Origin of the sequence: Vibrio penaeicida, assembly GCF_019977755.1 — a bacterium.
Lineage (GTDB): Bacteria > Pseudomonadota > Gammaproteobacteria > Enterobacterales > Vibrionaceae > Vibrio > Vibrio penaeicida.
The window spans coordinates 1,394,180-1,416,852 of sequence record NZ_AP025145.1 but is presented as its reverse complement, the minus strand read 5'-3'; the positions used below and the strand labels follow the sequence as shown (position 1 = coordinate 1,416,852).

Annotated in this window: 19 protein-coding genes and 1 pseudogene; 9 read left to right on the top strand and 11 right to left on the bottom strand. The window is 41.1% G+C overall.

What is annotated here, in order from left to right; all coding sequences use genetic code 11:
• The first annotated feature begins 5 nt into the window (after window positions 1-5).
• Window positions 6-869 carry a hypothetical protein gene (locus LDO37_RS24625; RefSeq protein WP_224056067.1) on the top strand — a complete coding sequence of 288 codons (864 nt, stop codon included), beginning with the start codon at window positions 6-8 and terminating at the stop codon, window positions 867-869.
• On the opposite strand, the gene LDO37_RS24620 is transcribed toward LDO37_RS24625, so the two are convergent.
• From LDO37_RS24620 to LDO37_RS24610, 3 genes are all read right to left on the bottom strand, one after another.
• Complete coding sequence (locus tag LDO37_RS24620) at window positions 852-1,523, bottom strand: hypothetical protein (protein WP_224056066.1); 672 nt, start codon at window positions 1,521-1,523, stop codon at window positions 852-854. The two genes, LDO37_RS24625 and LDO37_RS24620, sit on opposite strands and share 18 nt — an antisense overlap.
• Window positions 1,524-1,690: 167 nt before the next feature.
• Window positions 1,691-2,770, bottom strand: a complete 1,080-nt coding sequence (locus LDO37_RS24615; protein ID WP_224056065.1) for a hypothetical protein — start codon at window positions 2,768-2,770, stop codon at window positions 1,691-1,693.
• Window positions 2,737-3,396, bottom strand: coding sequence for an AAA family ATPase (locus LDO37_RS24610; RefSeq protein WP_224056064.1), 660 nt, complete (start codon window positions 3,394-3,396; stop codon window positions 2,737-2,739). The genes LDO37_RS24615 and LDO37_RS24610 overlap by 34 nt, the downstream gene beginning before the upstream one ends.
• Before the next feature lie 183 nt (window positions 3,397-3,579).
• Between LDO37_RS24610 and LDO37_RS24605 the strand changes: the two genes are divergently transcribed.
• Window positions 3,580-4,614, top strand: a complete 1,035-nt coding sequence (locus LDO37_RS24605) for a S66 family peptidase (RefSeq protein ID WP_126607970.1) — start codon at window positions 3,580-3,582, stop codon at window positions 4,612-4,614.
• 77 nt (window positions 4,615-4,691) lie between these two features.
• Here the strand turns inward: LDO37_RS24605 and LDO37_RS24600 are convergent, their stop codons facing one another.
• On the bottom strand, window positions 4,692-5,603 hold the full coding sequence (locus LDO37_RS24600) for a LysR family transcriptional regulator (RefSeq protein ID WP_126607971.1): 912 nt from the start codon (window positions 5,601-5,603) through the stop codon (window positions 4,692-4,694).
• Between the two features lie 95 nt (window positions 5,604-5,698).
• Between LDO37_RS24600 and LDO37_RS24595 the strand changes: the two genes are divergently transcribed.
• The 3 genes from LDO37_RS24595 to LDO37_RS24585 all read left to right on the top strand — a co-directional run bounded on the left by LDO37_RS24595 (window position 5,699) and on the right by LDO37_RS24585 (window position 10,550).
• On the top strand, window positions 5,699-6,697 hold the full coding sequence (locus LDO37_RS24595) for an NADP-dependent oxidoreductase (protein WP_126607972.1): 999 nt from the start codon (window positions 5,699-5,701) through the stop codon (window positions 6,695-6,697).
• A 239-nt stretch (window positions 6,698-6,936) separates the two neighbouring features.
• On the top strand, window positions 6,937-8,631 hold the full coding sequence (locus tag LDO37_RS24590; RefSeq protein ID WP_126607788.1) for an alpha/beta hydrolase-fold protein: 1,695 nt from the start codon (window positions 6,937-6,939) through the stop codon (window positions 8,629-8,631).
• A 20-nt stretch (window positions 8,632-8,651) separates the two neighbouring features.
• Window positions 8,652-10,550 carry a TonB-dependent receptor domain-containing protein gene (locus LDO37_RS24585; protein WP_126607787.1) on the top strand — a complete coding sequence of 633 codons (1,899 nt, stop codon included), beginning with the start codon at window positions 8,652-8,654 and terminating at the stop codon, window positions 10,548-10,550.
• Window positions 10,551-10,680: 130 nt separating this feature from the next.
• Here LDO37_RS24585 and LDO37_RS24580 read toward each other — a convergent pair whose 3' ends face one another.
• From LDO37_RS24580 to LDO37_RS24555, 6 genes are all read right to left on the bottom strand, one after another.
• Window positions 10,681-11,097 (bottom strand): GFA family protein, encoded by a 417-nt coding sequence (locus LDO37_RS24580; RefSeq protein ID WP_126607786.1) that lies wholly within the window; start codon window positions 11,095-11,097, stop codon window positions 10,681-10,683.
• A gap of 162 nt (window positions 11,098-11,259) precedes the next feature.
• The gene (locus tag LDO37_RS24575; protein WP_126607785.1) at window positions 11,260-12,054 is read right to left on the bottom strand and encodes a hypothetical protein; all 795 of its coding nucleotides are present in this window, start codon (window positions 12,052-12,054) and stop codon (window positions 11,260-11,262) included.
• On the bottom strand, window positions 12,051-13,565 hold the full coding sequence (locus LDO37_RS24570) for an NAD(P)-binding protein (RefSeq protein ID WP_126607784.1): 1,515 nt from the start codon (window positions 13,563-13,565) through the stop codon (window positions 12,051-12,053). Before LDO37_RS24570 ends, LDO37_RS24575 begins: the two co-directional genes overlap by 4 nt.
• A gap of 766 nt (window positions 13,566-14,331) precedes the next feature.
• On the bottom strand, window positions 14,332-17,772 hold the full coding sequence (locus LDO37_RS24565) for a S41 family peptidase (protein ID WP_126610151.1): 3,441 nt from the start codon (window positions 17,770-17,772) through the stop codon (window positions 14,332-14,334).
• A gap of 231 nt (window positions 17,773-18,003) precedes the next feature.
• Window positions 18,004-18,954, bottom strand: coding sequence for a hypothetical protein (locus LDO37_RS24560; protein WP_126609629.1), 951 nt, complete (start codon window positions 18,952-18,954; stop codon window positions 18,004-18,006).
• Window positions 18,955-19,232: 278 nt separating this feature from the next.
• Complete coding sequence (locus LDO37_RS24555) at window positions 19,233-20,198, bottom strand: AraC family transcriptional regulator (RefSeq protein ID WP_126609628.1); 966 nt, start codon at window positions 20,196-20,198, stop codon at window positions 19,233-19,235.
• A 136-nt stretch (window positions 20,199-20,334) separates the two neighbouring features.
• On the opposite strand from LDO37_RS24555, the gene LDO37_RS24550 reads away from it, so the two are divergent.
• A complete protein-coding gene (locus tag LDO37_RS24550) occupies window positions 20,335-20,796 on the top strand; it encodes an anthrone oxygenase family protein (protein ID WP_126609627.1) in 462 nt (153 codons plus the stop codon).
• A 115-nt stretch (window positions 20,797-20,911) separates the two neighbouring features.
• The gene (locus LDO37_RS24545; protein ID WP_126609626.1) at window positions 20,912-21,094 is read left to right on the top strand and encodes a hypothetical protein; all 183 of its coding nucleotides are present in this window, start codon (window positions 20,912-20,914) and stop codon (window positions 21,092-21,094) included.
• Between the two features lie 190 nt (window positions 21,095-21,284).
• On the opposite strand, the gene LDO37_RS24540 is transcribed toward LDO37_RS24545, so the two are convergent.
• Window positions 21,285-21,902 (bottom strand): hypothetical protein, encoded by a 618-nt coding sequence (locus tag LDO37_RS24540; protein ID WP_126609625.1) that lies wholly within the window; start codon window positions 21,900-21,902, stop codon window positions 21,285-21,287.
• A gap of 76 nt (window positions 21,903-21,978) precedes the next feature.
• Here LDO37_RS24540 and LDO37_RS24535 point away from each other — a divergent pair.
• Window positions 21,979-22,122, top strand: a pseudogene (locus LDO37_RS24535) (transposase); the annotation flags it as partial.
• A 139-nt stretch (window positions 22,123-22,261) separates the two neighbouring features.
• The gene (locus LDO37_RS24530; protein WP_224055479.1) at window positions 22,262-22,441 is read left to right on the top strand and encodes a hypothetical protein; all 180 of its coding nucleotides are present in this window, start codon (window positions 22,262-22,264) and stop codon (window positions 22,439-22,441) included.
• Window positions 22,442-22,673 lie beyond the last annotated feature (232 nt).

Below are 22,673 nucleotides of genomic sequence, written 5' to 3'. Positions count from 1 at the left end.
CAATTATGGATCATTTCGTTAGTATAAAAGACATATCTAAAGATCAGATAGAATCTACAGTCTTTGAATTATTGGATATTTGTAGAAATGAAGCAACAATTAAAGATTATTATCATGAAAATGCATATTCACTACGTTCTAAAATTCTAGCAACTTTATTTGTATCTGATAGCTTAAGAACTAGAGCTGGGTTTGTTTCCTCATTTTTAAGATTGGGAGGGTCTCATTTGAGTTTTGATATGTATGAAAAGTTAATAGAAAAAAACATGTCCAATGAGCCACTGTCTGGTATAACTGGTTATATTAGCCAATATGTTGACCTAATAGCTATACGTTGCAATTCTAAATCTTACTTTGATGACCTTATTCAAGGTTCTAGTGTTCCAGTGATATCTGCCGGACATGGACAAAAATCTCATCCAACAACGGCTATTAATTATTTGTCCAGTATATATAAAAATACAAAAAAACTAAATGACTTAAATGTATTAGTCGTAGCAGTTGAACCCAAAAGATGTGTCAATTCACTTGTTGAAGGTTTAAAAAAGTGGAAAGGTAATAAAGTTGAAGTAAGGTCACCATTCTACAGCGATAATTATGATTTATTTAGCTGCACTGAATTAAAAAAATTTGATGTTATATTTTTTGACGAAGATATCGTCGATTATGAAAGAAATTCCCCATACTTCAAACTTAGTTTAGAGTATAACAACATCAAATCATCCATTCATATAATACATGCCAAACCAGTTATAAATTTATTTGAACACTCACTTAAGAGTACTTTAAAAACTGATTTACAAAAGCAATCACGAAATAGCAGTATATTAAAATCATTGTTATATAAAAGATTAATCGACATACAATGAATTAGTATCGGGTCTATATATTTTTCTGTGTGGTATTGATAACACATCCTTAAAGTCGATCAAAGATACGTCACCTAAGTCTTCTGAGCTGAGAAAACCATCTTTGATCAAACATAGTTTCTCAAGTTTTGATTCAACAAATTTATACTCATTATGAAGAGATCTATATTTAAATTTTCTTGACTCCTTAAATTTTAATGCCGCCTCATGAAACTTGTTTTCTTTAAATAGAAAGTATCCATAGTTTACATTAGCAGTAGCAAGTATCATTGGGTCAGGAATGTTATTACTATTGATAACTTTTTCTATTTGATTAATTGCAAGTTTTCTCTCATTAAGCTCCCAATAAATAATTGACTTATTAATTGCAATTGAGTGTGTTTGATAAATAGGTTTGCAGATGTATTTTTCAGCCCTTTCAATAAAGTCCAAAGCTTTATTGTAATCTTTCATCAATATAAGAGAACAAGCGATGTTGTTTATAGGAGTTTCCAGGTACAAAGACAAACTTTTCAGATGACTATGAGATTGGGCAAAAAAATCTATAACTGTTTTCTGACTTCCTCGATAATAGTTGGCAAGCCCACAGTGATTAGCTAATGCTGCTTTTAGCAGCGTAATTTCTCTATCCTTTGATGATATACTTTCTAGCATTGAGTATGCGTCATGATATGTGTTGATAATATCACCATGAAACTCAGATAATCCTTTATTTCGTACTGCTATTGCATTGATTATAATGTCGTTTTTGTTATTGAAATCTAGGTCTTTAGTTTTGTTATCGATATCCTTATATATTTTTCTAATATAATCATATTTACCTAAGTGCTCAAGAATTGAACAGTAAAGGGTTTTGCTTTCAAGTTTTCTGATAAATTTGTAGACATTTTTACCATCACTTGATAAATAGATTTTACTTCATTGTGGTTTTTAATTTGTCCAGACTCTCTCATTGACTTCATATAGTCGTACAAAAAGCTATACGATAAATTTTTATTTGTATTTAATCTTATTAATTTACGACCTAATTTAGAAGCTAATAGGAATTCATTTTTCCTTGCCAAGGATGTTGTTAGTTTAGTTAAAAGAGAAAAATTCTCTATTACTTTGTCGTTACTAAGTTCAAGTGCCGACATACTAATTGATACGATTATTTCTCGATGAAATAGGTAATCATATTTATTCAATAATAACTTTCTAAATTCATTAATAACTAGATTTGGATTTACTTTCTTTAGATTCGAAAATGCAACTGTTAATAATCCACTGTCATTCTCTATAGTGTAGTCTATAATTATTTGAGATAAAATTATTATAGATTTCTCATATTCACCACGAACCTTTAACATTCTAATTGCTAGCTCGCTTCTTTCTGTATGGCACTCGATTAAATAGTTTGACATTTTTAACTCAGATAATGATTCCAAATCACTTAAATCTAGCTTCAATTGGTTTGAATTATAATCAAAATTTAACCTAAGAGATAAAGATTCTAACAAGATATTTAAAGTCGTTGTGGTGCACTTATTTTTGAATGATGATAAAATAAAGAAAATATATATTAGATAAGGTTTTTGTTCGGTGATTTTTTGAAAGGAGTCATCATAATAGCTTCCTTTTGATCTTTTGGTTTCTAATTCTTCGTAAATCTCATGAATTTCTTCCTTGCTTTTTCTTAAAATCTTCCCTAACTTCTCAAAATTACCTTCAGTTTCTCTATGTATTTTATCTATTAAATCAACTGGGAGCTCTTTGTTTGCTTCACCGAAAATCTCAGACATTTTACTTTTAGTTAAGTTGTCTAGGCTAATTATTTGAGTACTATTATAGAAATAGTCACAAACCAAATCCTTTATATACTTATCTCTTATAATAGAAGGGCATTGATCATGACTAGACAAAAAACATAAATACCATAATTTTTGTTAAATAATTCGTTAATAATTGGAAGTAGTATTTCTAATGATCTTTGGTCTATCCATTGAATGTCGTCAATGATAATAACAGTAAAGCTAGACTGCTTTATTTTTTCGGTAAAGAAATCCAAGATAAGGTCATAAACTGCTTCCTTCACAAGGTTTGGAGTCACAATATTTCTAAGTTTAGTTTCTAGCTCTTCGCCTTGCCGTGTTACGCCATCAAATAGCCCATTAACTTGTTGCATCTCTGGTATCAGGCTAGTTACTTTGAAAACTATTTTCCATAGCGGCGGTAGAGCAGGTATATCATTTGAAATAGATAATGCCTTGTGGAACTTCATTGGATGACTTAGTGAAATATGGGTCACCAAAGTTGATAAGGTATGAAATTCTTTATTTTGTTCATTTTGATTGCATCTTAATAACCTGTTTTCTCCATTAAGGCATAGAACATTATTAGCGTAACGCTCTGCAATGTACCTCAGTAGAGTCGTTTTTCCTGAACCTATAGGACCATTAATCCAAAATAGCTGGCTATTTGAGGGAGAACTATTAAGAAAAGAATGAATATGACCGCGCTCGACTTTTCTATCTAACATTCCTTTCATAATTGTTAGTTATCCTTACATTCATTAACGTGTTGATTTAATGTGTTTATATGACCACTAAATGCAATCCATTTCATTTGTTTTTGTGATGAATTGAGACTCAGTGCATAGTAAAAATCTGTCCATCATATGGGTTCAAAAAATTGAAGCTGAATGACTAACTTTTGTAGGAAACTGAATAGTATGAAATACCCAGCCCCTTTAATCGCCGGAAGCACGATTGGTGTAACGGCATTTTCTTCTGGAATTAGCGAAGCGCATGAATCGCGGTATCAATTTGTTCTCGAATATTTCAACTCGTTGCAGTTTAGAGTGATAGAAGGGAATTGCTTAAGAGGGCAGAGTAAACACGTCAGTGCTTGTGCCGAAGAAAGAGCTTCTGAACTGATGCAGTTTTTAATGGATGATGAGATAGATGCTATTGCGCCACCTTGGGGTGGAGAATTGGCGATGGAGCTGCTTCCATATCTTGATTTCGAAAAACTCGCTAACGCGAAACCTAAATGGATACTGGGCTTTTCCGATATTAGTACAATCACATCGGTGGTTACTTCTAGGTTGGGCTGGGCTACTGTGCACTGCTCAAACTTGATGGATCTCACTCAAAATGCGACAGATCCTTTGGTTTCAACTACTTTAACGCACCTTTCACAAAATGAAGGGGAGAGCTTTACCCAGTTCGCTTCCGAAAAGCATACAAAGACATGGCCACCAATTACTGAGAACCCACAAGCTATATTGGAATGTAACATCAATACCAAATGGAAATGGCTCGTAAAGCCCGAATCAGGATACTGTTTAGAAGGTCGATTGCTTGGTGGGTGCTGGGATACTCTGCATCATTTGTTTAATACTGAATATCTCGATCTCAATGCTTTTGCAAAGAAAGCGCCAAAGGGTATTTTGTTGTATCTAGAAAATGCTGAAATGCCGCCAGTTGAACTTGCTCGTGCAATTTTAAACATGAAGTTTAGGCACGTATTTAGTTCCGTTAACGGGATCTTAATTGGGCGAAATTGTGCCAAAGATGCCAGTAATCAGAATGAACTCAGTTACCTAGAAGTACTAGAAAGGCATTTGGGTAACCTTGGCATTCCAGTGATCTACGACATGGATATTGGGCATGTTCCTCCTAACTTAACCTTAATCAATGGTGCGGTGGCCAAGGTGACTTTGGATGAGCGTGGGGCTGGCGCTATCGACCAGACGTTAATCTAGTTCGAGTCATAGTTGTTCTACCAACAGACATCCCATGGTGCGGTTTAAGCCATAAGGATGAATCGTCATTGTGAATTCTAATTTGGGTACTGAAGCTTAACTTGCTCACAAATGAAATCGACAGCGGCTTTGATTTTAGGAATTGAGTATTCGAGTTTTTGATAAAGTAGGAATATGGCAAAATCTCTACCGTGGCTTATTTGCAAGGGTTGATCGAAGGTTAACTCTTGTAATACGCCGGATTCAAAACTGGGCTGAAGTACCCATTTAGGCAGCATCAATATACCTTCATCTTGTATGGCTTTGTTTAGTAACCAGTGTCCATTATTACTTACCAGTTTCACCTTTCCAGATACGTCTTGCCATTGCCCGTCAATTTCACTTAACCAAGGTGTTGGACCGGCTGGCGTTTTAAAAAATAAACCTTGGTGATGAACGAGATCGGACGTGCAAGTAGGCTTACCATTTTGCTGGATATAGGCTGGAGAAGCGGCAGCAACGAAATCGTTATTCATTAACTTTTTAGCGACGACGCGTTCGTCTGGTGCGTAGCCACCTCTTATGGCGATATCCACGTCATCCTTTTCCAGTTTTGAAATTTCATCACTTAACACAACATCAAGAATAATTTCGGGGTAGTGCTTAGAAAAGTCGTCGAGAATAGGAAGAAGAATGCTTTCACCAAACCCCACCATAGCACTGATTTTCAATACACCTGTCGGTTCACTTTGATAATGCTTAACCAGTTGATCGGAAAAGTGCACTTGTTCAAGTATATGCTGGGCTTGCTGGTAGTATTGCTTGCCTACTTCTGTCAGCGAGATAGATCGCGTGCTTCGGACAAGTAACTGTGCGCCTAGCTCGGCTTCGAGATCGGCAATTCGTCGTGAAATGGAAGAAGCAGGAACATGGTAGTGGTTTGCTGCTGCTGAGAAACTCCCTTTTTCTACCGTTTCTACGAAGTAGGATAGTGCTTTTAGTTTGTCCATATTATTGCCTTTAAAGCAAAAGTGATTCGCTTTATGCAGCCTATTTGTAAATGAATCATTGTGCAATACTGCTTACACGATCTAAGGAGAAAACAATGACGCTAAATAAAGAAATTTTGCTTACCGCACGTCCAGACGGCAACCCTATTGGGCCTCACATGTTTGAGGTTATTGAGAGTGAAACTCCAGCACTTTCCGAAGGACAGTTCCTTATTAAACAAACTCATATGTCGATGGATCCTGCCATGATAGGTTGGATGATGCCCGATGAGGAAAGCTACATTCCACCTGTAGCATTGAACACTCGTATGCGCTCTAGCGGTTTTGGCGAAGTCGTAGCGTCTGAAAACTCAGAGTTTGCCGCGGGCGACAAAGTGATGGGAATGATGGGCTGGACTGAATACGCAATAACCAATGGTCAGGGTATCAACAAGGTGTCGAATGACATCGATGCAGAAACGGCACTTTCCGTTTTCGCCTTACCAGGTTTAACTGCCACTCAAGGGCTACTTAATATAGGTAAACCCAAGTCGGGTGAAACAATAGTAGTAACCGGTGCTGCAGGTTCGGTAGGCTCCATCGTTGGCCAGCTTGCAAAAGCAGAGGGCTTACGTGTAATTGGTGTGGTTGGAAGTGACGAAAAAGCAGATTGGATAGTCAATGAACTAGGCTTTGATGGGGCAATCAATTACAAGAAAGATGACTTGAAATCTCAACTCGAATCATTGACGCCAGATGGTGTGGACCTGTTTTTTGAAAATACAGGTGGTCCTATTCAGCACCATATATTTGACCGAATGAATGCTCACGGAAGAATTGTTGTGTGCGGTATGATCGCTGACTATACAGCTTCAGAACCTTCAGCAGGGCCCAACTGGATTCCGTTAATCAAAAAACGAATCACGGTACAAGGTTTTGCCATGCCGGATCACCTTCATCAGGTTCCTCAGTTGCTAGAAAAGCTAACACCGTATGTCATGAATGGACAGATTCAGTACAGAACACATGTATTGAATGGACTTGAAAGCGCAATGTCTGCAATGAATCTTTTCTTTACTGGCGAGAACAAAGGCAAGCTTTTGATAGAGCTTTAAGCTTTTATCAGAGAGTCACTTTTCATGTCGAGCAGTTGAATTAAGCAAAATCTGAGCTCGACATGAAAATCATTCTAAAAAGTATGCCATTCTAAAAATTCATATTTATTAGTTAGTTAAAGTAATACAATAGTCAGCGTCTCATAAATGTAACATTTCTTTACCCGTTCATCCCTCCAAGTATAATCGCGCCAAATTGACGATAATGATAATTATTACTATTGGTGGCGATTGTGAGAATGTTTACCACTTCAGCGTCTTTAATCTCGCTAGGGCTGATGAGTACGGGAAACCTGCTCGCGGAAGAAAAAACAAAAGATTTAACCCTTAATCTTGGTACGACTGAGCACATTGAATTAAATGTTGAAGCTCGTGAGACGACTCGTATTTCGGTCACTTCAAACCGTTCTCAGTACATACGAGGTACATTTTCCTACGATGGTGATCTCGCCAGTATCAAAGTTTATCGCAGTGACCAGTCATTATCTAAATCGTTGTTTAATCGTGCGCAAGCTAGAGAGCTACATACAATAGATGCACATACAAGTGAGCCACAAGTAGGAGATTCACAAGATTTAACGACCTATTCCTCTCAAAAGAGAATCGAAGAAGAAATCTATCTTTACCTTCAACACGCCGATACGTATTCGATTGAGGTTAAGGCAGGGAATAAGGCATCCAATGTTCATTTTTCGCTTTGGGATGTCCCACTAAAAGAAGATAGAGTCGTCAACCCATCAGAACCCATCCTGAGTCCAAGGCTGAAAAGGTTGCAAAACGCAATTGATGACAATGAAACCTCGGCAGAAGAGAGATTCTGGACAGAGATAGAAGCGCATGGCACACCACTCATAGAACCCCAATCCGGTGATGAAGTTCTTCTTACTTTTCTATGGAAAGGTGACGTAAACAACGTCCGCTTATTGGGTGCGCCGTACGATGGGCACGCGCATTTGTCACGTATGGAAAACAGCAAGACTTGGTATAAATCATACCGAGTGCCTAAAGATTTTCGATTGTCTTATCAAGTTGCGCCAAACATGCCTCGGTTAGAGAGCCCGCAAGGGTGGGAGCAACGTAGGGCAATCTTGGCAACTCTACAAGCTGACCCAAACAATCTTAACCCTTGGCCAGTTCCCGAAGAGGGGCGAGTTTACTCTACAATTGAAAGTGGAAATCCACCGAGTGCCCATTGGCTAGACGGTGCCGTATCCCAACAAGGCAAATTGACTCATCATACCTTTTCTAGCGAGCTGTTAGATAACTCTAGAAAGTTATCTATTTACCGTCCTTTTAACGATCAAAAATTGAATGCGGATACGCCACTGCTGATCCTTTTCGATGGTGACGCCTTTTTAGATAAAGGACTGACCCCATTCGTATTAGACGCCCTGATAGAAGCGGGTGAACTTGCTCCAATGAGAGCCGTGTTTGTTAACAACCCTTCACGAAAGCTTCGAGGAACCGAGTTGCCACCCAATCCGGAGTTTGCAAAAATGATGGCAACTGAGCTTATTCCTTGGTTGGCGAAACATCACGAAATATCGCCAAACTCTGAACAGGTCGTCCTTTCTGGCGCGAGTTATGGCGGGTTAGCATCGCTTTATATAGCGCACCAGTATCCGGATGTTTTCGGCAAGGTGTTGAGCCAATCGGGATCGTTCTGGTGGTCTCATGAAGACTCTGAATGGCTAACAAAGAAAATCTCACAAAGCCCCCACAAACCTATTCAAGTTTATCTGAATGCTGGTCTCTTCGAAGTCAAACCAGACTTCGCCAATATTTTGGGGACCAATCGAAACATGCATCAAGTGCTTAAAGATAAAGGCTATCAGGTGATGCTCAAAGAATTTGCCAGCGGACACGATTATTTCAGTTGGCGTATTACGTTGGTCGATGGGCTTAAACGCTTGTTTCCAATGCCAGTAAAGTAGTAAATCATAAAGGACGAATAATGAAACTGTTGAAGTTAAGCTGCGCGGTCGCGGCAGCGCTATCAGTTGCACCTGCCGTAGCTCAAGATGAGGTAATGGTCGTTACAGCAACGACAAATCAGGTATCCATAGAGCAAGCACCTGCGTCGGTCAGTGTAATTACTTCTGAGGAAATCAGTAAAATTCCTGCAACGGACATTACAAAAGCGTTGGGTAAAATCGCTGGTCTTCAGCTTGATTCTCGCGGAGGGGATGAGCCTTCTATTAAAATCCGTGGTTTAGATTCGGACTATACGCTGATCTTAGTAAACGGAAGAAAAGTGAACTCAAAAGACGCCATTGTTCGTGGTGCGTTCGACATGTCGAGTATTCCAATGAGCGCGATTGATCGTGTCGAAGTGGTTCGTGGTCCTATGTCTACGCTATACGGAAGTGAAGCCATTGGTGGGGTTGTAAACATTATTCTGAAACAGCCCACGGACGAGACGTTTGTTGCTGGTAGCTTGGCGTTTTCAAAACCTCAAAAAGATGGGGGTGAATTAGCGAGCTATAACTTGTTTGCTAGCGGTTCTGTGATTCCTGATAAGTTACTTTTCAATACGTCGATAGACGTGAGTGATCGTAAAGTATGGCAAGCCAGTGACGAACGCACTGCGACGTCAGCGGTTCAAGAAGGGCAAGAAAGAACAAGTTTTGATACCACGCTAACTTGGCTTGCGACTGAAAAAGATACTGTTTTGTTTGATCTCGGTTACGTGAAAGATGACCGCGTCGCCCCATGGCCAGGTGCAGGTACCAGTTACTACGAAAGTCAGCGTTCTGATGTGGGTGCAGGTTATGAGCGAGTATCGGATTGGGGTGTTTCCAACCTAAATTACTATTTCGAAAAAGCAGAAATCATTGAAGATAACGCTCACCCAGCGCTTCCAGACGTTATGACGGGCACGCAAACCAACCATAACGTAGATGGCAAAACAGTTTTAGCTTTGGGTAGCCACACGCTAACCGCTGGGTTTGATTTCAGCCACACAGAAATTACCCACACCAAGTTTTACACCGACAGCGAGAAAAACCATCAGGCGGCGGTATATTTGCAGGATGAATTTGCGATAAATGACGATCTGACGTTAACGGCGAGTGGTCGTTACACCAAGCATAACGAATTTGGTAGCCACTTTAGCCCACGAGCGTACCTTGTGTATTCAGCGACAGAAAATCTGACGATCAAAGGTGGATATGGAGAGGGCTTTAAAGCACCGGCTATTTGGCGTTCTTCAGATAAGTTCTTCATGATCAGCTGTCGTGGTAGTTGTTACCTAACAGGTAACCCAGATCTCAAACCAGAAACCTCTAAGTCTCTTGAATTAACGGCGGTATACACTCAGCCAACATGGTTTGTGCAAGGTACGGTGTATCAAACCAAGCTGAAGGACATGATTGATCGCGACTTGGATTCAAACAAAGGAACCTCGCCAGACGGTAAAAAGATCATTGCCAACATCAACCGTAATGAAGTGGAAACAAAAGGCTTTGAAATTGAAGGGGAGATCGATCTTTCCGATACGGTGTACCTAACAACCAACGCAACCTATACAGACAGTAAAGATACGAGAGCCGATGAAGAACTGCCCTTTACACCAAAATGGGCGGCGAATGCGGGTTTGAATTGGGCCACATCTGATGAGTTATCATTGTTTACCGACGTGAAATACACCGGAAAACAGCTTAACTGGAGCCGAGAAGATTTGGCAGGTTTTACTACCGTTGATTTGGGTGGTCGTTACCAAGTGAGTGGTAATTTTGCTGTTAAAGCCGGTATTACCAATCTAACGGATTACCGCTTCGACGAGCAAGATGTCGATTACGGCTACGTAGATACTGGACGTACTTTCTACGCTGCTGTCGATTTTGAGTTTTAATCCATAAACTTTGTTTTAGTTCTGTTAAGCCCTGAATACCAAACATTCAGGGCTTTTGTCTTTGTTTGGAATCGCGAGTTACTTCTTAATGGCTGTGTTGCGTTAGCCTTTAGACCCAAGCATCTCAGGGTTACTTGGGTGTTGACGAAAAATGGTTCAAAACCTCTGATTCCGTCATTGTTGGCGTGTTGTTTGAAAAACAGTAGTAACTTGGCTTAATGTCGATGAAATACTGCATTGCCATATCCAACGCTTCCCATTGGGAAAATAGCCCAGCAGGAACATTAAATTGATTCGTTTGTTTGAATCGACTGTACAAATGCGTACCACAATCTAAGCAAAATGCGCGTACTGCCCACTCTGAAGAGTCGTACTCTTTAACGTATTCACTCCCAATAATATCCACTTCTTCTCCACATGGCACCATTAGCGAAGGTCCACCATTCCATGTTTGGCAAGAATGGCAATGGCACACATTAAAATTGGGGCTAGGGGAGGTCACGGTGAGCGATACTTTGCCGCACAGGCATTGGGTTGAGGGTGACATAATGGGATCCAGAAAGTTGACTGAACTATTAAAATACTCTGTTTTACTGACAAAATGTGTCAGGACTGGGGGAATGTGACCAGCGAGTGTGACTGTTTTTGTGAATATCAAAGAATTATGAGGGGAACAGACGTCCCCCTTGTTAAATTAATCAATTCATTGTTAATGAAACAGTAGCAATGTCCCCAAACTGGATAAAGCGATGGCTAATAAACTTGCCGACAAAGCATGCTGTACCGAGGACCTAGAGACGAATTGTTGCATCATCGTCGACGTGGCGAACTGACGTCCTCCCCAATCCATTGACTTAAAGTCAAAGCAAAGCGCTAAGAACAGTAAGTGGCTAGCCGTAATTATGCGAGCGTGAAAAAAATCATCTGCATGAATGGCGATAAAGTAGGACGCAATGTGACAAGACATAAGCGTGATTTTAGGAAGCACATACCGGTATTCCACCAACAGCAACTGAGCTAACCATGCGCCATAAATCACTTTGAGTTGCCATGGCACGGTTTGACCAAACAAAAGCAGCGCGCCATCACCTTTTAGCTGAGTCTGAGTGCTTTCAATGATCCAGTAAGCAATAGCTGCGGCTAAACACAATGAAATTAATGCCGACATCGTTGCCTGTTTCTTTAACTGAACGAATATAAAACCGCCAGCTTGAAATAGGAAAAAGACAACTAACCCTTTGTCGATGAAGCCAACTTGAATCCAATGGCTTATTGCCAAAAAACACAGCAAATTAAACCCTGTTTCTAGAAACAAGATGCGTTTTATTTCATCGTCGTTATCGACCTTTTTTATGAGCGGCCAAAAAACGATTGGAAAGACCAAGGTTAGTAACAAAGTTAAGAGTACGGAGCTTTGTACTAGTTGATAGAAACCACTGCCATAGATAAAACAAATCGCTAAGAACAGAACTGAGGAAAGTGGTGCATAAACACGGTTGTTCATGCGACGTCCTCTTTTGCACTCAGCTGTTCAGCACTTAATCGGACCGTTTCAATACAACGCTCGAGGGTCACGGGGACACGCCAAGTTTGTTTTGAATCTGAGAGGTACTCTCCAACCAAAAATAGATTGTGAAAGGCGTCAACTGATAAGGATTGCATGCTTTTTGCTGTCGGGTGAGTCAGAGCGTGCTGAATAACCCAGCGTTGCTTGTTTCCCTGATCGTCTCTTACAGTGCCGCCCTTAAACCATGTTTTGTAGCTTGTTTCTAACTCTTCCTCTGGAACCAGTTTTGCGCCTAATCCAACATGAAAACTCATAAAAGCGTCTTCTTCGGCTAAAGATGTATTTCCGAAGAGTTGAGTCAGCAATTCAGTTCGCACTTCATGCTCGTTACACTCCAGCATAGGGCGCTGGTATACAACCCCCAAAGCATGGTTCAAATCGGTAGCAGTAACGGACAAGCAAACTCGCTCAACTTGACCCACTTTTCTACTGGTAATGTGGTAACTCAGTCCCCACGGCGAATCGACCGCTATACCCACAGTTTTTCCCTTTAAACTGGCGGGCATTTGAGAAAAATGAAATTGGAAGCCGTGGCTAAATACATAATTGTAATCCAGCGCTTTACTGTGATTACCGATCAGTGCTTCAGTAACATGAGCAGGCAATGCCAGCACAAAGAAATCGGCTTCGATAGCTTCCCCCTCTTTTGTGATAGCACTAGAAATCGATGTGGCAGATTCATTCTGTTTCAGCGAGGTGACTTCGCATCCGAGGTAAAAATGCACGCCACTCTGTATTAGGTGCTCGGTAAGAGGAGCAATAATGGCATCGCCAATAGGTTCGCGAATTCCTAGGCTGTATGCGTTTGGAGAATCAGGGTGAAACGTCCCCGTTTTATTGTTAAGCAGATCTAACACCGATAGCGCTGGTGTACTGTCTGTTGCACCAATCCAACCGAGTAGTACGGGTTTTAGGAATTGAGCTAGCTTAGGTCTTTGCTGATATTCAAAATATTCACTAACGGGTGTTCTCAGCAATTTTTCCGCAGAAAAGGTTTGTTCTAACTGTTTTTTAAACCAAAGTACGTCTTGAACCGGGACTTTTGAGTAGAGCATCGCGTAGGCAGATTTTGCGTCATCCATGAGCTTTTCGACGTGACGAAAGTAGCGACGTTGAAATTGCATGGTTTTGCCTTTTTTGCCCCACACAAACTGCACTTTCTCTTGCGGATACAGGGAGTCAAAACAGCTTCCAGTCTCCGTTGGTATTTCCTTCAAAAAGTTCAGTAAATTATGGTTCTTTGCAAAAAGTTGTCTGTGAGTGAGTTCGTGTACACACCCATGAACAACCGTACCAAGGCATTTCCCCCCAGTCTGCTGTTCCTTATCGTAAATGGATACATTGTATCCACGCTTACGGCATTCGTGAGCCATGGCTAAGCCTGAAATCCCCGCACCTAATATGGCAACATGTGGGCGATTTAACCTTTTTTTGTGAGAGCTTGTCATTCTATGATTTCTTCTTTTGGGTACGTTCAAATAGGGAATGAGCGTTGTCGGTGTGCTTTGATTGGGCTTCCAATAACTGATAAATCAATGGCAACTACCGCATAAGACACTTGCGGTTAACGCATGATTTTTTCGTTTAGGCAGCAAGAATAGTGGAATCTCAATCGCGTCATGAACGGGAATGTTCCCAAAAGAATTTAACTCATTGGACCTGATAGTCTCAATCCGCTGAATTCCTACAAATTTGTGAGAAATCAGCTAGCTAGAAACAGTGAGGGGTAAAGATAACGTCATAAAACTCTTCTTAATCAATAAGTTGTGTATGGTGAGGGTTGATATGAGTTTAATTGCTATTCATATTGGGTTTGTATGGAAATATGCACTTAATTCCAGATTAACAAAATAGCAAAATTTGTTTTACGGAAAAGGGGAATCGATTTATTTATAATTAAGTAAATAATATCAATAAATTAAGAGTTTTTGGGTGAATTTATAGACAGCGAGAGCAATCAAACTCTAAAAAGACGCATACCGTAACTCAAGCTAGCCAAAATGGTTGATATCTTACAAAGTAATAAGAGCTTTGATAATTATTGGATTGGTATCGTCAAATTTGGTCAATAACGTCAAATATCCGCCATCGTGAATACTATTCTTATCTCCCCAACTAAAAAAAAAGGCGAGCCGCAATGCTCGCCTTAATATTTATCAACATCAGCCTTAGTTCAGAAAAGGCTTTGTTTAAATGACATTTCTAACGCGCCTTTTACGGCTGAATTTGACTTAATGCTGCTTCAATAGCGGTATCCAATTGTGTGTCCTTACCAACAGCAATTTCAGAAGGTCGGTTAAAGGCTTGAATATCTGGGATGAGTTCAAGGTTCTCGTAATAACGACCGTCGGATGTTTTTAATGGAAGGTAAGGGAAGCTAAAGAAAACGTCAGGGTATACTGAAGAGAACGCACCCATTACAGCCGTGCCTGTCCCTGGAACAGGCTCACCAATAATAGGGCCGACGTTCAGATCTTGGTAATACTGGCTAAACGCAGAACCTTCTGAATAAGAGGCGGAGTTTGCTATCACTACCGAAGGTTTTAACCAGCTACGTCTGCTTGCATCTGAAGCGGGTTTACCTTTTTTCGGAACGACAACCGCTGCTTTTTGAGCGGTTAGAAATTCAATTAACGTATCGGCTAAGAAGCCACCTCGGTTAAAGCGTACATCAATGATCAGTGATTCTGTGTTTCTTAAGCGGCCAAGCGCTTCTGCTCGAAGGTGCTCAAAACTATGAGCAGACATGTCAGGCAGGTAGACATAACCAACTTTGCCATTACTTGTTTTAAGAACGTGGTCGCGTCTTGCCAGTTCCCAACGTTTGCTAACCAGTCCATATTGCTCGCCATCGCTCATTGGTGTGATTTCTTGCTGCCAAGTGTTCTTTTCTCCTCTCATTAAAGTAACGGCGACAGGCGTGTCTACTTTGTTATTTAAAGCTTGAGAAAGTTCAGCGAGGTTAGAAACGGGTTTTCCATTTATAGCAGTAATGCGATCACCTGTTTTAAGCACGACGTCCTCAATGTCGGCAGGGCCACCGGGCAACACTTCCTTAATGACAAGGTTGAACAAAGTCTCTTCTTCAGTCGTTTTTTCGGCAGTTTCGTCCGCAGTTTCGTCGGCATTGTATTTTGCATCCGTATTCGAAGATTCTGTGAGAGTAAACGAGGGTGCAATGTTTTCAGCAAACACTAACCCAAGTGATGCCGTCTCGTCGTAACGCATAGGCGCTTTCGGACTGCCATAACCCCCAGTGTGAGAAGAATTCAGCTCGCCACTGAGCTCACTTAAAATGGTGGCAAAGTCGAGGTCATTGTTAATGTGAGGTAGAAATTTTCGGTAGTTGTCGCTATAGAAGTCCCAATCCACATTGTCCATATCGGGGCGATAGTATTGCTCTTTCGTTTGGGTAACGATTTGGTCAAATGCGGCTTTTCTCCTTGGTACCACGTCAAAATCTACAGGGAGATCTATGGCGTGATATAGGGGCTCACCAGAATTCGTATCTACTTCAATCACATCATACTCTGTGAGTAGGTAAGCAAATTCTTGGTTCGATGAGATGTAAACACTATTGGCTTCTGGGAGACCAGAAAACAGCAATGAAGACTCGTTGGTTCTGATGTTGTAGCTAAACCCTCGTGTACTGTATTCACCTGATGGGTCTGAATACATATCGATGACAAGCAAGTGGTCGCCCATTAAGTGCGCACCAATGACGGTAGTAGAGAAGGGGAGGTGGAATGCCTCGCGATACTCTATATTGTTGGCGTTGAAAGCGTAACTCGGTGCACTTTCGTTTTCCTCTGGCGGTTCGATGTTGTCTCTAAAATCTTTCTTTGCGCGATTATTTACAAAGATACCGTTAAGGGTAAATCCGGTGTCTTCGCCATCCGCCGATTTTGTACCGTACTTTGATGTTTCCCAAAATAGAATTCTGCCGTCAGCGCTCCACTGTGGCATGCCATTGTAAAAGCCACTTTGAGACACGTTAATTGAAGACTCGCTTCCATCCGCTTGCACGACGTGAATTTGCTCCACATACGGGCTAGGCGATAAATGCACAGCAAGTTGTGAAGAATCGGGAGACCAAGAAAACTCCATTCGGTTTGATTCACTGACTGTTTCCGCAGAAATAAGCTCCACGCCTAAATTTGCGGTTTCATCATCTTCAGAAGTAAGTGCGTCTTCGATTTTGTCTAATACAGACTCTTCATTACTGTCACTGATATCAAGTACATGAAGTGCTCTTCCATCGACAATAAACGCGAGTTTATTCCCATCCGGAGAGTATTTGGGGTGGGTTAAATTGTGTTCTTCAGAAACAAGAAAAGGGGCTTCGTCAGTAATGATTGCTTTCGACAGTCGTTCTTCTTCTTTTTGAGAATATGCCGTATAGAGTCCCCATTTACCATCCCTTAGTGCACTGTAAATAGCGCCATATCCGTCTGAGGTGAATTCGACGTGTTTTTCCGCACCAATCGTATTGGTTATGTTTTTTACCGTTGTTTTTTCTGCATCGAAAGCATAGATATCCCCATAGGCGCTCAGCAGCATTTCACCTACGTCGAGTTCCGATGGGACAAAGCTGGTGGCATTATTAGTGAAGTGGTATTGGCTTGGCTGTACGGTGAAATTGTGAATATTGATGTTCACTTTCTTTGACGTTTTATCATCATGCAGTTGGGTGTATAGCTCACCATTATATGAAAACGCGAGGTTGCCCTCTCCATCCACAGACAGATGGCGGACGGGGTGCGTAGACAAATGTGTAAGTTGAGACTTTTCTGCGGTTGTTAAATCGTAAAACCACACATTGAAATTCCCATCACGCTCACTGAGGTAGTAAAAGCCAGACTCATCTGCATTCCAAATGGGCTGTTGTGCCGCGATGCGATCTTCAGTGAGCTGGCTGTGTTTACCTGTGGTGGCGTCATAAAGCCAGATATTCGGAACCGCAAAAGAACGTTGATGCTTGCGATATTGCTGGTCTTTGTGTGGAGAGTTGTACAACAACTTTGTTTCATCGGAATTCCAAACCGCATGTTTCGCCGGTACGCTCAGAACCGCAGAGGATTGATTGGAGTGAAGTGCGACACGATATAGCTGATTCCCGAGAGGGTACAAGGACCCTTCTGGCAAGCTATAAAAATCTTGCGTTTTATTGGTTAGCCTTGAAGTACTAAACAACAAAGCATCGCCATTTTCGCTGAACCCAGTGGGAATATCTGAACCAGAATGATATGTGTGTCTAGCCATCTGGCCAGTTTTAAGGTTTATCGTGAATACATCATCGTTACCATAAGGGTTTGCTGCGAATGCGAGTGTTTGATTGTCGGGTGACCACATCAAATTATGCGGGTAAAAGTCCCCATTGGTGATCGACCTAGCATCGCCCCCCTGACTTGAAACCAAAAATATCTTGCTTTGGTAGGTAAAAGCTAAGGTTTTTCCATCTGGAGACAAAGCGGTATTTCGCAGCCAGAGTGGCGCATTTGAAGCACCTGTTTCTGGCACTGTTTCATCCGCCGATTCTAGTACGGCTTTTTGTAATGCTGCTTCGTTAGGTTTGGGGATTTGCGTTGCATGGGCTGGGGAAAGTACACCTGAAATTAAAGCAGCAAGTAGTGAAAAGCGCATGGTATGGCTCATGTCCATTTTCCTTATTTTATATTTATGTTTTTATTATGAACTGCAGATAATTTGAACAAAACTCAAGCGAAAATGTTCAAAATATCTAATCTAATTTAATTATTTAAGCATCTGATTGTTATTATCGAATTCATTTGTTTGGTCAAGATTAGAGGTCAGTTTATTAATAAGGTTCGCTTTTTGTAAAGAAAAAGGCGAGCTACGTTGCTCGCCTTTGTTTCTGGATATTCTTTACTTGTTGCTCATACTATAATTCAACGTTGTGCTCGCCCCAGTTGGGAAGGTGAGTAATAGCTCCAAACTGTCTGGCAGAACGTCGCCGTCAAGGTTGTGGTACTGGTATCTGTAGTTCGTTACGCTCCCTTCTACAGTTTGCTTCAGATTGCGAATTGGGTGAAATGCCAACCCAAAGAAGTCTACGTCCACTTTCCATTCTTTGACTGGATCGGCGTAATACACACCATATACGAGAGAGCCGTCATCGACATATTCCATTTCAACGGTTTTTGTTGGCTTACCAAATAGCTTTTGGGTCGCTTTTTTAATCTCCCCATTCGGGTGGTACTGAAGGAGCAATGTGTTCTTTTCTTTTGGTGTAGAGAATCGAGTTTCACGAATTTTTCTTAGCTTCCCGTCTTCATGGTAGTAATAGTGAAACTCTCTAACGGCGGTATCTTCCCCAGTAATTGGGGCTTGTCTACGCTGAAGCAACTTACCATCTGCCCCGTACGTGTATTGAATTCGATATGACGCGATAGGTGTGCCATCTAAATTCGTTGCTTCGTCATGAAACACTTTTTTGTTCTCGAACGTGACTTGCCCTAGATCGTTGTAGCTGTAGTCGGAAATGAAATTCTCTTTTGTGTGTCGTACGTAGCTATTGATTGAACCGTGCTTCATCAATGCGCGAGCAGACTGCAATAAGCCTTGTTCGTTGTATGCATAATCAAAAGTGCTGTCTGCGTAATCTCGTTGAGTCACTCTACCCAGATGGTCGTAAGAATACGCACCAGCGACTGTCGTTTGACCACCGGCTTCTTTCGCGACTTGAGTCAAGCGAGCGGTGGTTGCTTGTACGCTATTGGAGTCCACATAATCTTCAAACACGGAGTAGTGTTCGTAAGCGGAGACGTTAAAAGCCGTTAAAATGGCGAGGGCAGCGAAGCTTCTTTTTAAAATCATATTTAATTACCTGTTTTTATAGATTTATTACCTTCCCTATACACTCGGTTAATGAACAGATGTGTATGAGAATAGGGCTCTCTGTATCATTTCTGAGAGCAAAGCGAACTTATCAGGCAATATTTGTAAAGTAAGCAGATTGGTGCATTATTTTAGAGTTAATTACTGTGTTTGTGATTTTTATTCAGGTTAATAATCTGAATAAATGGATATTTGTGGATTTTAAAATTAGTCTGTTCTGTTTCTTTATGTAAGAAGTGACAAAGCGCCTCACAAGATCAGGCTTTCTTGGTTTGGGAAGGGGGAAAACCAAATGCCGCTTTGTACGCCCGACTAAAAGCAGCTTCAGATTGATAACCAACGCTCATCGCGATACTTATAATGGATTCATTCCCTTTGGTGAGCTTATCTTTGGCGAGATTCAGTCTCCAATCGGTAACGTACTTTTTGGGTGTTGAACCTACTACTTGTTTGAAATGATCAATAAAAGCGGTCCGAGACATCCCAGCAATCTTGGCAAGTGTATTAACATCAAGGTTTGAAGCTGGGGAGTGGTGAATGGTTGCCATTACCTTTGCTAAATGTTTATCTGAGTGAGCGTTGATCCAAGACTGATCATTTGCAGGAAGTTCTGAAATCCAAGCTCGGATACTCTGAAGAATCAAGATGTCAGCCAATTTGGTGATGACGATACTGGATGCAAACTCTTCGTTGGCGAGCTCTTGCTGAATCAAAGATACAATTTGGGAAAGGGTGGAGTAGAGGTGTGAATCAGAACCAATGAAAACGAAATCAGGCATCGATTTGGTAATGGAATGAGCAAGCTCGCTGTCGAACACTACCGTACCGCACAATGCCTGAGTTTTGCGACCATATCCCTGAATAATTAGCTGCTCGTGATGATTTCCTATCTTCTTTATCTCTAAATCTAAAAGATTGACTGCCTTAGACCCTTTCCTATCCACAAAACTGTGCCCGTTTCCTTTGGGTAGGAGGATAAAATCGCCTTCTTGCAGCTCTATGCTTTCCTCAGCAATGTTTAAGGTGGCGGTACCGCTCGTAATGAGGTGAAACATGCAGCTGGAAGGAATGCTAGGTATAGCAATACCCCAGGGCTCTTCTAACAGGGAGTGTGTATAAAAGACGCTTCTCATCGATAGATAAGCAAGTGGGGATACATTCTCTGCTTGATGGGGGATTTTGTTCCGCAGACGATCTTGAGCGCTTAGATTGCTGTTAGGCATTTTTGTACTTCCTGCAAAGAATTGCGAACTTTATGCAAATCAAATGATTGCCTATTTCTATTAAATACACAATTACCGATTCAACAGCTTGGTTATCTACCCAACTACCCAATACCCAAACGAAAAGGAGAAGAGTGTGTTTGATTCATTGTTGATGGTGCTGGAAATTGTCACCTTTGTTACAACATCGCTACTTGCAGGGCTTTATTTCATTTTCTACAACACGGTTATGCCTGTATTGAAAGAGCGAAAGACACCAGAGGTAATGGTGAGAATCAATGAGGTCATTTTGAATAAGGGGTTCTTGACGGTATTTTTCTCTTCGCCATTGAGCAGCATTCTTTGCATTCTGATCATCTTGTACCAAGAACAAAGTCCAACAATGTTACTGTTTTTGTCCGGCGCAGGGCTCGCCATATCCGGTTTTCTTATAACGTTATTTTTTAATGTTCCACTCAATAATCGGTTAAAAGATTCAGGTACCCAACTGATTCAAACATGGCAACATTACCTTGAAAAATGGGGGCGCTGGAACGCGATAAGAGGGTGTTTAAGTCTTGTGTCGATAACGCTTATGGCTTGCCATTTTGTCATTTAATAAACTGTAATTATGAAATCAGTGCGCCAATTCCATTCAGTTTGATCTAGATCAAGCTGAGTTTCATATGTTGCGAGTAGGTTGTAATTGTTATTCAGTGTTAAAAAGGTGTTATATGAAATTAAAGGATGATCCTCGGTGTTACACCGACGTGTGCGTGAATGGTAAGTGGTTTCACTATGATCACTGTACACAAAACGCCTATATGCTCAAGGGAGGAAACTCTCCCTCTATTGAATTGGCGAAGATCCCAGAAACCGAAATTGAATTGATAGAGATGCTCAGCAACATCAACTAAGTTTATACCCAAACTATTCTCGCAGAACCGATTGCTTTGAGGTTGTTTGGGTATAAAGAAGACCTATTCAGAGCACTACATGTAAACTCAAAGAGCCTGCAGTAAAACTGTTGGCTCTTTTTGCTGTTTGGAGTTTATATTCTAGAGTAAGCTTTTCAAATGTTTAACTATAAGCCTCAGCCGATTTAGCCTAGGCTATTGCTTGTCTTACTGCTCGATATAACCTAGCAACGGTTACTTCAAATACCCACTTAATAAACTTGTAAGAAAGATCGGTTACGTCTTTCGCCACTTTTCCTGCGAATACAAGCATGTGACCTAGTAGTCCTTTAGTCTGCTCAGCAAGTTTTTGTGAGGACTTGGCGACTTTCTCCATTGCTCTGGCGAGTAGGTCGTAATAGGTGAGACCCGCAACAATTATCCCTTGTCCTGTTACTAATGCTCCGTATCCAGCATCTTTCAATAGTGTGATGATCGCTGATGCGATCTTATCTGACCAGCGCTGGCTAAAGGTGACCTGGTGACGATTGTGAAACTTCATACGCACAGGGCGATTTAGGTTGGCAATTGCTGCACGATTTAAATGACCCCAACTGTCGGAACGGAGGTTCTTAACATAACCGACACCGGATAATAGCTTATGGGATTCAAAGTTTACGCCGCTTGATGAATCGAGCCTAAACTCTGGTTTGTCGACAGGCGCGTGAGAAAATGGCCATAAAGGTACCATGGGAACTGGGTCTGCCCCATTTGTGCATCGGAAGATTTTTACATTCGAGTGAGTTGACTTGGTAGCATAGCTTTTCATACCTACTCTTGGAGTGATCCGCCCCAGCAGTTTTGGACACCAAGTTAAGTGAGTACAATCACTAACGAGGTGAACAATGACAACTAACAAAAAAACTAGAATTAAACATTCCCCTGAATTTAAGGCAGAAGCTTTGAAGCTATCAGAGAAAGTAGGAGTTGCTGCGGCAGCGAGGCAGCTCGGGTTGCATGAATCCCAGATCTACGGTTGGCGTAAGGCAGGAATTAAATGGGACAGGCAGTTGAAGAGTACGGCGAGCGTGTATCAATTTTAAGAGATGGGACAAATTAAGGACAACACTTGTACATAATAAAAACAGATATCAGTATCTTGTCTTATTGGTTTTAAATGGAGCTTATATGAAAAGTATAATTTCGTTAGTTTTTATTGCTTTCTTGTTAAACGGATGCCAGTTGACACGCGTCGAAGGTGAAGTCGATGACGTTGAAATTAAAGTTGGAACTAAGGAGCAGCCCAAGTCAGAACAACCAGAAGGCAAATTTTGCCCTCCAGGTCAGGCAAAAAAGGGAAGGTGTTAATTACAGCAGGAGAAAAATAAATAGAAAGAAAAGTAAGGACAGGAAATTTAGAAATAGCCGAGTCAATTTCACAAAACCAGCCTAAATATCGATACCTGAAAAAATCACTTGGCTTGTTAGATTAGATTTTGGTAAATACGCTCCGTTTCAATTACTTTTCACGATTTTTAAGTAAACGAAGTTGCCAAAGCATGCTTTGAATGAATATTAGATTAGGGAGCAGCCGAGCTAG